This window comes from Streptomyces sp. NPDC046977, from assembly GCF_040644455.1.
Taxonomy (GTDB): Bacteria; Actinomycetota; Actinomycetes; order Streptomycetales; family Streptomycetaceae; genus Actinacidiphila.
The window spans coordinates 167970-180891 of record NZ_JBEYWO010000010.1 but is presented as its reverse complement, the minus strand read 5'-3'; the positions used below and the strand labels follow the sequence as shown (position 1 = coordinate 180891).

General features: G+C 73.3%; 10 protein-coding genes. 7 read left to right on the top strand and 3 right to left on the bottom strand.

Annotation, left to right across the window (positions count from 1 at the left end):
* Positions 1 to 230 precede the first annotated feature (230 nt).
* On the top strand, positions 231 to 2120 hold the full coding sequence (locus ABZ883_RS17815; RefSeq protein ID WP_360906827.1) for an AMP-dependent synthetase/ligase: 1890 nt from the start codon (positions 231 to 233) through the stop codon (positions 2118 to 2120).
* A gap of 23 nt (positions 2121 to 2143) precedes the next feature.
* Here the strand turns inward: ABZ883_RS17815 and ABZ883_RS17810 are convergent, their stop codons facing one another.
* Complete coding sequence (locus ABZ883_RS17810) at positions 2144 to 2749, bottom strand: response regulator (protein ID WP_360906825.1); 606 nt, start codon at positions 2747 to 2749, stop codon at positions 2144 to 2146.
* Between the two features lie 295 nt (positions 2750 to 3044).
* Between ABZ883_RS17810 and ABZ883_RS17805 the strand changes: the two genes are divergently transcribed.
* The gene (locus ABZ883_RS17805) at positions 3045 to 4823 is read left to right on the top strand and encodes an ATP-binding SpoIIE family protein phosphatase (protein WP_360906823.1); all 1779 of its coding nucleotides are present in this window, start codon (positions 3045 to 3047) and stop codon (positions 4821 to 4823) included.
* A gap of 560 nt (positions 4824 to 5383) precedes the next feature.
* Positions 5384 to 6616 (top strand): radical SAM family heme chaperone HemW, encoded by a 1233-nt coding sequence (gene hemW, locus ABZ883_RS17800; RefSeq protein WP_360906821.1) that lies wholly within the window; start codon positions 5384 to 5386, stop codon positions 6614 to 6616.
* On the opposite strand, the gene ABZ883_RS17795 is transcribed toward hemW, so the two are convergent.
* Together ABZ883_RS17795 and ABZ883_RS17790 are read right to left on the bottom strand one after the other, a co-directional pair.
* Positions 6617 to 7447 (bottom strand): DUF3097 domain-containing protein, encoded by an 831-nt coding sequence (locus ABZ883_RS17795; protein WP_360906819.1) that lies wholly within the window; start codon positions 7445 to 7447, stop codon positions 6617 to 6619.
* Positions 7448 to 7486: 39 nt separating this feature from the next.
* Positions 7487 to 8137 carry an MBL fold metallo-hydrolase gene (locus ABZ883_RS17790; RefSeq protein WP_360907000.1) on the bottom strand — a complete coding sequence of 217 codons (651 nt, stop codon included), beginning with the start codon at positions 8135 to 8137 and terminating at the stop codon, positions 7487 to 7489.
* 263 nt (positions 8138 to 8400) lie between these two features.
* On the opposite strand from ABZ883_RS17790, the gene hrcA reads away from it, so the two are divergent.
* From hrcA to ABZ883_RS17770, 4 genes are all read left to right on the top strand, one after another.
* Positions 8401 to 9417 (top strand): heat-inducible transcriptional repressor HrcA, encoded by a 1017-nt coding sequence (gene hrcA / locus ABZ883_RS17785; protein WP_360906817.1) that lies wholly within the window; start codon positions 8401 to 8403, stop codon positions 9415 to 9417.
* Complete coding sequence (gene dnaJ, locus ABZ883_RS17780) at positions 9417 to 10556, top strand: molecular chaperone DnaJ (RefSeq protein ID WP_360906815.1); 1140 nt, start codon at positions 9417 to 9419, stop codon at positions 10554 to 10556. Before hrcA ends, dnaJ begins: the two co-directional genes overlap by 1 nt.
* A gap of 76 nt (positions 10557 to 10632) precedes the next feature.
* Positions 10633 to 11706: a nitronate monooxygenase gene (locus ABZ883_RS17775; RefSeq protein ID WP_360906814.1), complete on the top strand. Its 1074-nt coding sequence runs from the start codon at positions 10633 to 10635 to the stop codon at positions 11704 to 11706.
* A complete protein-coding gene (locus ABZ883_RS17770) occupies positions 11703 to 12440 on the top strand; it encodes a 16S rRNA (uracil(1498)-N(3))-methyltransferase (protein WP_360906811.1) in 738 nt (245 codons plus the stop codon). Before ABZ883_RS17775 ends, ABZ883_RS17770 begins: the two co-directional genes overlap by 4 nt.
* The last annotated feature ends 482 nt before the right edge of the window (positions 12441 to 12922 follow it).

The window sequence follows — 12922 nt, the reverse complement described above, 5'->3', positions numbered from 1 at the left end:
AGGCGGGCTCCCCGGGTTCCGGGTGAGCCCGCCGTTTGCGTCTGCGGCCCATGGGGTCCATGCGGCGTACACATGCGCAAACTAGATGTACCTGTCACCTATCTCACCCGTCGCGCTCGCAACGCGGTGTCCACTGCCCCTTACATAGCGGGCGCGGATTGCCTACCCTGATCACCAATCGCGGGTTACTCGCGAGTCACCCAGCAATGTGGCGGGCCCCGGAGGTTGTCGTGAGCGACACGCAGACTTTGATCGAGAACCGGCCGCCGTCTGTGGCGAACCTGTTCCTGGAGCGCGTCGAGGCCACGCCCGACGCCGAGGCCTACCGTTTCCCGGTGCTTTCGGCGGGCGGCGGCCCGGACTCCTGGCGGTCGCTCAGCTGGCAGGAGGCCGCGACCCGGGTCTTCGCCGTCGCGGCGGGTCTGATGGACCTCGGAGTCCGTCCCGAGGAGCGGGTGGCCATCGCCTCCGCCACCCGGGTCGAGTGGATCCTGGCCGACCTGGGCGTGCTGTGCGCGGGCGCCGCGACGACCACGGTCTACCCCAGCACCAACGCCGACGAGACGGCCTTCGTCCTCGCCGACTCCGGCAGCCGCGTGCTGATCGCCGAGAACGCCGCCCAGCTGGCCAAGGCCACCGAGCGGCGCGCCGAACTGCCCGAGCTGGCCCACGTCGTGGTGATCGACGCCGACGGCATCGAGACCGACACCGACTCCGGTGACGACGGCTGGGTGCTCTCCCTGGCCGACCTGGAGAAGCGCGGCGCGCTCTACCTGGAGAAGCACCCCGAGGCGGTCCGCGAGGCCGTGGGCGCGATCACCAAGGACCAGCTGGCCACCCTCATCTACACCTCCGGCACCACCGGCCGTCCCAAGGGCGTCCGCCTGCCGCACGACTGCTGGGCCTACATGGCCCGCGCCATCCAGGCCAACGGCCTGCTGGAAGCGGCGGACGTGCAGTACCTCTGGCTGCCGCTGGCGCACGTCTTCGGCAAGGTCCTCACCGCCGGGCACATCACCATCGGCCACGTGACCGCCGTGGACGGCCGGGTCGACAAGATCATCGAGAATCTGCCGGTGGTGCAGCCGACCTACATGGCCGCCGTCCCCCGGATCTTCGAGAAGGTCTACAACGGCGTGGCCGCCAAGGCCCGTGCGGGCGGCGGGGCGAAGTACAAGATCTTCAAGTGGGCCGCCGAGGTCGCCCGCGAGTACGCCAAGGCCACCCAGGACAACCGCCGCCGCACCGGCACGGCCAGTGCGCCCTTCGCGCTGGCCGCGCAGCACGCCGTCGCCGACCGCCTGGTGTACGCCAAGCTCCGCGAGGCCTTCGGCGGCAAGCTGCGCGCCTGCGTCTCCGGCTCCGCCGCCCTGGCTCCGGAGATCGGCTACTTCTTCGCGGGCGCCGGCATCCACATCCTGGAGGGCTACGGCCTGACGGAGTCCAGCGCGGCCAGTTTCGTCAACCCCGGCGAGGCGTACCGCACCGGGACCGTCGGCAAGCCGCTGGCCGGCACCGAGGTGCGGATCGCCGAGGACGGCGAGATCCTGCTGCGCGGCCCCGGCATCATGCAGGGCTACCACAAGCTGCCGGAGAAGACCGCCGAGGTGCTGGAGCCCGACGGCTGGTTCCACACCGGCGACATCGGCGAACTGTCCGCGGACGGCTTCCTCACCATCACCGACCGCAAAAAGGACATCATCAAGAACTCCAACGGCAAGTACATCGCGCCGGCCGCCGTGGAGGGCCAGTTCAAGGCCGTGTGCCCGTTCGTCAGCAACGTCCTGGTGATCGGCGCGTCCCGCAACTTCTGCACCGCCCTGATCGCCCTCGACGAGCCCACCATCCTCGGCTGGGCCGCCGACAACGGCCTGCAGGGCCTGCCGTACGCACAGGTCGTCGCCTCCGAACAGGTCCGCGAACTCATCGACGGCTACGTGCGCCGCGTCAACGAGGACCTGCAGCGCTGGCAGCAGATCAAGACCTTCCGCGTCCTGCCCCGCGACCTCGACGTGGAACACGGCGACCTGACCCCCAGCCTCAAGCTCAAGCGGCCCGTCGTGGAACGCGAGTTCAAGGACCTCATCGACGACATGTACTCCGGCACCCGCGAGTCCTGAGCCCCGCGCCCGCCCGCGCCGGGTCAGTCGCCCCGGCGCGGGCCCGGCAGGTCCACCCCGTGGACGGCGCGCTCCAGCCCCGCCACGCGCAGCGCCAGTTCGGCCACGTCGGCACGGCCGTCGGCGGCGAGCAGCCGCTCGACGGCCGTGAGGCGTTCCTCGACGGCCGCCAGCCGCTCCCGGTCGCGGGCCAGCAGATCGCGCAGTTCCCGGGCGGTGCGGTGGAGTTCGAGGAAGACGGAGACCTTGGCGCGCAGCACCCACGGGTCGAAGGGCTTGGCCAGGTAGTCCGCCGCGCCCGTGGCGTAGCCGCGGAAGGCGACGCTGGTGCCGGGGTCGCTGCCGGTCAGGAAGACGATCGGGATGTCCTTGGTCCGGTCGAGCCGTCGGATGTGCGCGGCCGTCTCGAAGCCGTCCATCCCCGGCATGAGGACGTCCAGTAGGACCACGGCGAACTCCTGGCACAGCAGCGCCTTCAACGCCTCCTGCCCGGAACGGGCCCGGACCATCGGCCGGTTGAGCGAGCCGAGGACGGCTTCCAGGGCGAGCAGGTTGTCCTCCATGTCGTCGACCAGGAGGATGCCGGCGCTGCCCGTGCCGGTGACCGCGCCGGCGGCGCCGCCCGTCACCGTCCGGGCCGCCCCGCTGCCGCGCGTGCGGGCCGCCTTTGACGGAACGCTCCGGCGGACACGGCCCGCGGTCCTTCACCGCCCAGCGACCGGCGCTCCGCCGCCCGTTGCGGACCCGCGACACGCGGACGTACAGGAAGAGCGGTTTTCAGGGCGGGAACAGCCGATTTGCGAGCCATGACGGCCTTCTTCGGTGACTCGGCGCTTATGAGCGCGCTCAGTCTGTCACGCTGACCCTGCCCTCAAGGGCGCAACGCCGGATCTGCTCGGGAGCCGCACAGTGGGGCCAGATTCCATGCCACGGGAGGTCGTTTCCCGCACCAGCCTGCCCGGCAACCAGCTCGCCGCCTCCGCCGCCCGCAGATTCGTCCGCGCCGCGCTGGGCGCGTGGCCGACGCGCGGCCCCGGCCCCGACGAGCGTCTGACCGCCGACGCCGTCCTGGTCGTCAGCGAACTCGTCACCAACGCCGTCATCCACGCCGGGACGACCGTCGAACTGCTCTGCCGGCTCGAACCGGACGCGCTCGTGGTCGAGGTGTCGGACCACCACCCCGCGCGCGTCGTCCGCGACCGGGCGGAACTGGAACGGGAGGGCCGCGACGGCGGACGCGGCCTCCAGCTCGTCGCGGCGCTCTCCGAGGCCTGGGGCATCACCTACCGGCGCGACCTCAAGACCATCTGGTGCCGGCTCGCCACCGCGCACGACCCCGAGGAGCACCCTGCCCCGCCCGCCGAGGGCGACCGCACGCTGCTGCCCGCCGCCGAATTCCTGGCACCGCTGCCCCGCCAGGCCGACCGACGCACGGACGGCGACTGGATCAGCCGCGGCTCCCTGTCATTCCTCGCCGAGGCGTCCGACCTCCTCGCCGGGCAGCTCGACGAGGACATGGTCGCCGCGCTGGCCGGACAGCTGCTGGTGCCCCGGCTCGCCGACTGGTGCGCCGTCTGGCTCGGCGCCGACGGCCCCGGGACGACCGGCCCGCGGCTCGCCCGCGTCTGGCACGCCGCGGAGAGCCGCATCGACGGGCTGCGCATGGTCCTGGAGAAGGACCCGCCCCCACCGCCCCCCGACGGGCGCTCCGGCGCCGTCCCCTGGCCCTGGCCGGCCACCGCCGACGGGGCCGGTGGGGCCGACGCCGTGGGCGCCGCCCTCGCCTGCCCGCTCGTCGCCGGCGGACGCTGCCACGGCACCCTCCTGCTCGGCCGGACCGGGCTCATGCGCATGCCCGACGAGGTCATCGGGCTCATCGAGGACTTCGCCCGCCGCGTCGCCCTCGCGGTCGGCACGGCCCGGCAGTACGCCCGGCAGGCCATGATCAGCCGCGTCCTGCAGCGCGGGCTGCTGCCCGCCGGGCTCGGCACGGTCCCCGGCGTCGAGACGGCCGTCGTCTACGAACCCACCCGCGCCGACGTCGTCGGCGGCGACTTCTACGACATCTTCCCCGCCGGCGGCGGCCGCTGGTGCTTCGCCCTCGGCGACGTCCAGGGCAACGGCCCCGAGGCCGCCGCCGTCACCGGACTCGCCCGGCCCGTGATGCGGCTCCTCGCCAGGGAGGGCCACGGCGTCGCCGAAGTCCTCGACCGCCTCAACCGCGCCCTCGCCGACGAGGCCGCCGCGGCCACCCTCGGCGACGGCCTCGGCCCCGGCTGGGAGACCGGCCCGCGCTTCCTGTCCCTGCTGTACGGCGAGATCGTGCCCGGCGACGACGGCGGCGTCCTGTGCACCCTCGCCAGCGCCGGCCACCCGCTCCCGCTCGTCCTCAACGGCGAGGGCACGGTCCGCGCCGCCGCCGTCCCCCAGATACTGCTGGGCATCACGGACGACGCGCACTACCGCAGCGAATCGTTCCGTCTCGCCCCCGGGGACACGCTCCTGTGCGTCACCGACGGCGTCACGGAGCGGCGCAGCGGCAACCGGCAGTTCGACGACGACGACGGGCTCGCGGCGGTGCTGGCGGGGTGTGCGGGGTTGGGGGCGGCGGGGGTCGCGGAGCGGGTTCGCGCGGCGGTGCACGGGTATGACGTGGCGCCGCCTGATGATGACCTCGCGGTGCTCGTGCTTCGGGCCCAATAGCGCTCCGCTGCGCTTCCTTGGGCCTTGGTTCTTTCCCCGCCCTCCCTCCCGTGTGCCCGGCACGGTAAGTGCAGGCCCCGCACGTTTGCCGTGGGGTCGGTGCCGCGCCGGGGTACGTCCTCAGCGCTCGCGGGTTACCCCCGCGATTCGTGTACCGCGGTCACCTCTCGTCGCTTCCGGGCGCACCCCGCCACACCCCCTCCCGGGCCGGTTGAGGCGACTTACGGCCGGTGGGGGGTCAGATGGGCACTTGCGTCGACCCCGGACCGCTTCTTCACCCACCCACCGGGGATCAGGCGCGATACGAAGCGGAGGGGGCGGGGGAGGTGGGGGCACCTCCCAGCGGTAGCTGGGGGAGGATGGTGTTTTGGACACTGGAGCATATTTGGGTGCGTGACCCGGAGTGCTGCAGGCGGGTGCCTGAGGCACCTAAATGTGCTGTCCGGAATGGCAGCCCCGGAGGGCCCGAACCCGGCCCCCGCACCACTTGCGTCGGGGCGCCCAGACCTTGCCGGGCACACAGGCGGGAGGGAGGGAAAAGAACCCGGCAGAATAGGCGTATGCCATCCGTACTGCCCGACGGCGAACCCATGCCCCAGAACGGCGCACTCCCCCCCACCGCCCTCGCCGGTGCGGAGCACCGCCCACTCGGGTTCTACCTGCACGTCCCGTACTGCGCGACCCGCTGCGGCTACTGCGACTTCAACACCTACACCGCCGCCGAGCTGCGCGGCACCGGTGGCGTTCTCGCCTCCCGCGAGAACTACGCGGAGACGCTGATCGACGAGGTCCGGCTCGCCCGGAAGGTGCTGGGCGACGACGCGCGCCGCGTCGAGACGGTGTTCGTGGGCGGCGGCACGCCGACGCTGCTGCCGGCGGCGGACCTGACGCGCATGCTGGGCGCGATCCGGGACGAGTTCGGCCTGGCGGAGGGGGCGGAGGTCACGACGGAGGCGAATCCGGAGTCGGTGGACCCCGCGTACCTGGCGGAGCTGCGGGCCGGGGGCTTCAACCGGATGTCGTTCGGGATGCAGAGCGCCCGGCAGCACGTGCTGCGGGTGCTGGACCGCACGCACACGCCGGGCCGGCCGGAGGCCTGTGTCGCGGAGGCGCGGGCGGCGGGCTTCGAGCACGTCAATCTGGACCTGATCTACGGCACGCCGGGGGAGTCGGACGACGACTGGCGGGCGTCCCTGGACGCGGCGATCGACGCGGGTCCGGACCATGTGTCGGCGTACGCGCTGATCGTGGAGGAGGGCACGCAGCTGGCCCGCCGGATCCGGCGCGGCGAGGTGCCGATGACGGACGACGACGTCCACGCGGACCGCTACCTGATCGCGGAGGAGCGGCTGTCGGAGGCCGGTTTCGACTGGTACGAGGTGTCGAACTGGGCGACGTCCACGGCGGCCCGCTGCCGCCACAACGAGCTGTACTGGACCGGTGCCGACTGGTGGGGCGCCGGACCGGGCGCGCATTCCCACGTGGGCGGCGTGCGCTGGTGGAACGTGAAGCATCCCGCGGCGTACGCGGCGGCGCTCGCGGAGGGCCGCAGTCCGGGCGCGGGCCGCGAGGTGCTGGCCGCGGAGGACCGCCGGGTGGAGCGGATCCTGCTGGAGCTGCGGCTCGCGGACGGCTGCCCGCTGGACATCCTGGCCCCGGCCGGGGCGGAGGCCGCCGGGCGCGCGGTGGCGGACGGCCTGCTGGAGCCGGGCGCGTACGAGGCGGGGCGGGCGGTGCTCACGCTGCGCGGGCGGCTGCTGGCGGACGCGGTGGTGCGGGACCTGGTCGACTGATCAGGCTCCCGGGGCGGTGACGAAGTCGATCAGCTCCTCGACGCGGCCGAGCAGTTCCGGCTGGAGGTCCTTGTAGGAGCGGACGGAGCCCAGGATGCGCTGCCAGGCGGCACCGGTGTTCTCCGGCCAGCCGAGCGCGCGGCACACGCCGGTCTTCCAGTCCTGGCCGCGCGGTACGGCCGGCCAGGCGGTGATGCCGAGGGAGGCGGGCTTCACGGCCTCCCACACGTCGATGTACGGGTGGCCGGCGACCAGCACGTGGTCCCCGGTGACCGAGGCGGCGATCCGGGACTCCTTGGAGCCGGGCACGAGGTGGTCGACGAGCACGCCGAGCCGGGCGTCGGGTCCCGGGGCGAAGGCGGAGACGATGGCGGGCAGGTCGTCGACGCCCTCCAGGTACTCCACGACGACGCCCTCGATCCGCAGGTCGTCGCCCCAGACCCGTTCGACGAGCTCGGCGTCGTGGCGTCCCTCGACATAGATGCGCCCGGCGCGGGCGACCCGGGCGCGGGCGCCGGGGACGGCGAGGGAGCCGGAGGCGGTCAGCCGCGGGCCGGAGGGGGCGGTGGCGCCGGGGCGCACGAGGGTGACGACCTTGCCCTCCAGGAGGAAGCCGCGCGGCACGAGCGGGAAGACGCGGTGCTTGCCGAAGCGGTCCTCCAGGGTGACGGTGGGGCCCTCCGCGGTCTTCTCGCAGCGGATCACCGCCCCGCAGAACCCCGTGGAGACCTCCTCCACCACCAGGTCGCGTTCGGCCGCGACCTCGGGCGCGGGCACGGACGGCCGCTTCCAGGGCGGGGTGAGATCGGCGTCGTAGTTCCGGCTGCGCATGCCAGGGATCGTATCCGGGCGCGGGTCCGCTCAAGCGGATCAGAACCGGGCGGCCAGCGCGTCCCGTTGGGCGCGGACGAAGCGCGCGTCGACCACCGCTCCGTGGCCGGGGACGTAGAGCGCGGTCTCGCCGCCCAGTTCCAGCAGCCGGTCCAAGGTGCCCGGCCACGCGCCGGGCGCCGCGTCCGGGCCGGCCTGCGGCTCGCCGGACTCCTCGACGAGGTCGCCGCAGAAGACCACAGTGGGCGTGCCCGGCACGATCACCACCAGGTCGTGGGTGGTGTGTCCCTCACCGGGGTGGACCAGCAGGGCCTCGCGGCCGCCGCCGAGGTCCAGCGCCCAGTGGCCGTCCACGAGGTGATCGGGAGGCACCAGGGCGTCCGCGGCCTCCTTCGCCGCGTCCTCGGCGACGCCGTACGCGATGGCGTCCAGGCGCAGCGCGTCGCGTTCGCGGTCCAGGTGGACGCCGAGGGTCATTTCCCCGTGGACCTGCGCGCCGGGGAAGGCGGCCGTGCCGAAGACGTGGTCGAAGTGACCGTGGGTCAGTGCGATGTGCGTCACGTCGCGTCCGGTCAGCTCCCGGACCCGGCGTCGCAGCCCGGCTCCCTCGGCGACCGAGGACCCGGTGTCGACCAGCAGGACGCCCTCGCCGCCGGTGACGACCCCGATGGTGACGTCGAGGAACGGCATCCGGCACCGCGCGACGCCGGGCGCCAGTTGCTCCCAGCCGCCGAAGGTCCCCGGTGCCGCCGGTGTCGTGTCCACACGGCGACGGTATCCCCGCCGGGGCGGCCCGTGCGCGCTACGGTGACCGGTCGAGGGGGGTCCGGGTGCGGACCGCCCTTGCCGAGGTCTTGCCTCCCCGCCGTACACTGACTTGGGGAAAGCTGGCACTCGCTCGCAGGGAGTGCCAGGGCAGGGAAAACGACCGACGACTGGAGGTGGACGCCGCAATGCTGAGCGAACGACGGCTCGAAGTGCTGCGGGCCATCGTCCAGGACTACGTGGGCACCGAGGAGCCGGTCGGCTCCAAGGCGCTCACCGAACGCCACCGGCTGGGTGTGTCCCCCGCCACGGTGCGCAACGACATGGCGGTGCTGGAGGAGGAGGGCTACATCCAGCAGCCCCACACCAGCGCCGGCCGGGTGCCGACCGACAAGGGCTACCGGCTCTTCGTCGACCGGCTCACGAACGTCAAGCCGCTGTCGGGCGCGGAGCGCCGGGCCATCGGGAACTTCCTGGACGGCGCGGTGGACCTCGACGACGTCGTGGCCCGCACGGTGCGGCTGCTGGCGCAGCTGACCCGGCAGGTCGCCGTCGTCCAGTACCCGTCGCTGACCCGCTCGACCGTGCGCCACGTCGAACTGCTGGCCCTGGCGCCGGCCCGGCTGATGCTGGTGCTGATCACGGACACCGGCCGGGTCGAGCAGCGGCTGGTCGACGCCCCCGCGCCGGTGGGCGAGACCGTGCTGGCCGATCTGCGGGCCCGGCTCAACAGCCGGGTGGTGGGCCGCCGCTTCGCCGACGTCCCGCAGCTGGTGCAGGACCTCGCGGACGGCTTCGAGCCCGACGACCGGCCGACCGTGCAGGTCGTGCTCGCCACACTGCTGGAGACCCTGGTCGAGGAGACCGAGGAACGGATCATGCTGGGCGGCACCGCCAACCTGACCCGTTTCGGCCATGACTTCCCCCTCACGATCCGCCCGGTCCTGGAGGCGCTGGAGGAGCAGGTCGTGCTCCTGAAGCTGCTGGGCGAGGCCGGGGATTCGGGCGTGACCGTGCGAATCGGTCACGAGAATTTCCACGAGGGCCTGAACTCCACATCCGTCGTCTCCGTCGGCTACGGTTCGGGCGACGAGGCGGTCGCGAAACTTGGCGTGGTCGGCCCGACCCGCATGGACTACCCCGGAACGATGGGAGCGGTACGCGCAGTGGCACGTTACGTCGGACAGATCCTGGCGGAGTCGTAGTGGCCACCGACTACTACGCCGTGCTCGGCGTGCGCCGCGACGCGAGTCCGGACGAGATCAAGAAGGCCTTCCGCCGTCTCGCGCGCGAGCTGCACCCGGACGTCAATCCGGACCCGAAGACGCAGGAGCGGTTCAAGGAGATCAACGCCGCCTACGAGGTGCTCTCGGACCCGCAGAAGAAGCAGGTCTACGACCTCGGCGGCGACCCGCTGTCCGCCAACGGCGGCGGCGCCGGTGCGGGCGCGGGCTTCGGCCAGGGCTTCGGCAACTTCAGCGACATCATGGACGCCTTCTTCGGCACGGCGTCCCAGCGCGGCCCGCGCTCGCGCACCCGGCGCGGCCAGGACGCGATGATCCGGCTGGAGATCGAGCTCGACGAGGCCGCCTTCGGCACGACCAAGGACATCCAGGTCGACACGGCGATCGTCTGCAACACCTGCCACGGCGAGGGCGCCGCCCCCGGCACCTCCGCGCAGACCTGCGACATGTGCCGCGGCCGCGGTGAGGTCTCGCAGGTCACCCGGTCCTTCCTCGGCCAGGTCATGACCTCCCGGCCCTGCCCCCAGTGCCAGGGCTTCGGCACCGTCGTGCCGAACCCGTGCCCCGAGTGCGCGGGCGACGGCCGGGTCCGCTCGCGCCGCACGCTGACGGTCAAGATCCCCGCCGGCGTCGACAACGGCACCCGCATCCAGCTCGCGGGCGAGGGCGAGGTCGGCCCCGGCGGCGGCCCCGCCGGCGACCTGTACGTGGAGATCCGCGAGCTGCCGCACGCGGCCTTCCAGCGCCGCGGCGACGACCTGCACTGCACTGTCACCCTCCCGATGACGGCGGCGGCGCTGGGCACCAAGGTGCCGCTGGAGACCCTGGACGGGCTGGAGGAGATCGACATCCGGCCGGGCACGCAGTCCGGCCAGTCGATCCCGCTGCACCAGCGCGGCATCACGCATCTGCGGGGCGGCGGCCGGGGCGACCTGGTCGTGCACGTCGAGGTGCAGACCCCGGGCAAGCTCGACCCGGACCAGGAGGAACTCCTGCGGCGGCTGGCGAAGCTGCGCGGCGAGGAGCGGCCCATGGGCCAGTTCCAGCCGGGCCAGCAGGGCCTGTTCTCGCGGCTGAAGGACGCCTTCAACGGCCGCTGACGCGGCATGCGCGAGGTGCGGGCACCCGCCCGCGCCTCGCGCGGCCGTGCGCCCGGTCTCGTGAAACGATGGACGCATGGCCGCGCTGACCGATCTCTCGACCCTCGCCGCGCATCCGGTGGTGCAGGCGCCCATGGCCGGCGGTACGTCCACGCCCGCGCTGGCGGCGGCCGTGGCCGAGGGCGGCGGCGTCGGCTTCCTGGCGGCCGGTTTCAAGACCGCGGAGGGCATGCGCGAGGAGATCGCCCGGATCAGGGGACTCACCTCCCGGCCCTTCGGTGTCAACGTGTTCATGCCGCAGCGCGAGACTGCCGACCCGGCGCGCGTCGAGGAGTTCGCCGCACGGGTGGCCGGCGACGCCGGCCACTACGGAACGTCCCTGGGTGACCCCGCCACCGGCGGCGACGCCGTGCTGGAGGACGCGTACGGGGCGAAGATCGCGGCCCTGCTGGAGGACCCCGTCCCCCTGGTCAGCTTCACCTTCGGATGCCCCGAACCCACCGTGCTGCGCGGCTTCGCCGACGCCGGCACCGTCACCGTCGTCACCGTGACCTCCGTCGCCGAGGCGCGGGCCGCCGAGGAGGCGGGCGCGGCGGCGGTGTGCGTGCAGGGCTCCGAGGCCGGCGGCCACCAGTCCACGCACCGCGACGACCCGGAGCGCGACGGCACGGAGACCGGGCTGCTCGCCCTGGTGCCGCAGGTGCGGGCGGCCGTGTCGCTGCCCCTGGTCGCGGCGGGCGGCATCATGCGCGGCGAGCAGATCGCCGCGGTGCTGGCGGCGGGCGCCGACGCCGCCCAGATGGGCACCGCCTTCCTGGCCTGCCCCGAGTCGGGGGCGCACCCCGTGCACAAACGGGCCCTGACCGACCCGGACTTCACAGCGACCCGGCTGACCCGCGCGTTCACCGGCCGCCCCGCGCGCAGCCTGGTCAACCGGTACCTGCGCGACCACGACCGGTACGCCCCGCCCGGCTATCCGCGCATCCACTTCCTGACCGCCCCCGTGCGCGCCGCCGCCGCGAAGGCCGGCGACCCCGCGGCGATGGCCCTGTGGGCCGGCCAGGGGCACGCCATGGCCCGCGACCTGCCCGCCATCGACCTCGTACGGCTGCTCGCGGCCGAACTCGACTCCGCCCGGAGCGCTTTGTGACCGCCCCTGTTTTTGTCGTCGAGCCCGACGCCCTGGGCCCCGCCCGCATCACCCTCTCCGGCCCCGAGGGGCGGCACGCCGTCTCCGTACGGCGGCTGCAGGTCGGCGAGGAGATCGTGCTGACCGACGGTCAAGGGCGGGGCGCGCACGGCGTCGTGGCCGCCGTCGACGGCAAGGACACGCTCGAGGTCGACGTCACCGGCGTCCGCGAGGAGCCCGCCCCCCACCCGCGGATCACGGTCGTGCAGGCACTGCCCAAGGGCGACCGCGGCGAACTGGCCGTGGAGACCATGACGGAAGTCGGCGTCGACGCGATCGTGCCGTGGGCCGCGTCCCGCTGCATCACGCAGTGGAAGGGCGACCGCGGCGCCAAGTCCCTTGCCAAATGGCGCTCCACCGCCCGCGAGGCCGCCAAGCAGGCCCGGCGGCTGCGCTTCCCCGACATCGCCGAGTTGGTGACCACACGTCAACTCGCGCCGCTGCTGGCGGGGGCGGCCTTCGCCGCCGTCCTCCACGAGGAGGGCTCCGAGCCGCTGGCCTCCGCGGGCCTTCCCGCGGACGGCGACATCGTCCTGGTCGTCGGGCCCGAGGGCGGAGTCTCCCCCGAGGAACTCGACGCCCTGGCCGCCGCCGGGGCCAAGCCGTACCGGCTCGGCGCGAGTGTGCTGCGCACCTCGACGGCGGGGGTCGCGGCGACGGCGCTGCTGCTGGGGCGGACGGGGCGCTGGGGTTGATTCCCCTTTTTTGTGTTCGCTCGCCTCCGGGCGCTTTGGTCCGGTGCCGACGCTCCTTGACGCTGCGCTTCCTCGTTCCTCGGTCGCTTGGTCTCGTCGCTTTCGGCACCGGCGCGCCCTTTGGCTCGCTCACGGGGGGTGGGGGTGTGCCCTCGGGCACTTGGATCCTGCGTCGGCTGCGGGCGGTACCGGTCGCAGGGGCGTTGCTTTCGCACCGGCGCGCCCCCTTTTTTGTGTTCGCTCTGCCTCCGGGCGCTCTGATCCGGTGCCGACGCTCCTTGACGCTGCGCTTCCTCGTTCCTCGGTCGCTTGGTCTCGTCGCTTTCGGCACCGGCGCGCCCTTTGGCTCGCTCACGGGCTGTAGGGGTGGGCCCACGGGCACCTGGATCCTGCGGCGGGGGCGGATGGGGGGCGCGACCGTGGTTGGGAGCGGCAAATGAGATCCAAAAGCCCTGACCCACAGGCCACGGGGTGGTTAGTGT

Coding starts and splice junctions, on each gene's coding strand:
- ABZ883_RS17805 (WP_360906823.1), top strand. CDS start 3,045: ATGCCACGGGAGGTCGTTTCCCGCACCAGCCTGCCCGGCAACCAGCTC.
- hemW (WP_360906821.1), top strand. CDS start 5,384: ATGCCATCCGTACTGCCCGACGGCGAACCCATGCCCCAGAACGGCGCA.
- ABZ883_RS17795 (WP_360906819.1), bottom strand. CDS start 7,447: ATGCGCAGCCGGAACTACGACGCCGATCTCACCCCGCCCTGGAAGCGG.
- ABZ883_RS17790 (WP_360907000.1), bottom strand. CDS start 8,137: ATGCCGTTCCTCGACGTCACCATCGGGGTCGTCACCGGCGGCGAGGGC.
- hrcA (WP_360906817.1), top strand. CDS start 8,401: ATGCTGAGCGAACGACGGCTCGAAGTGCTGCGGGCCATCGTCCAGGAC.
- ABZ883_RS17775 (WP_360906814.1), top strand. CDS start 10,633: ATGGCCGCGCTGACCGATCTCTCGACCCTCGCCGCGCATCCGGTGGTG.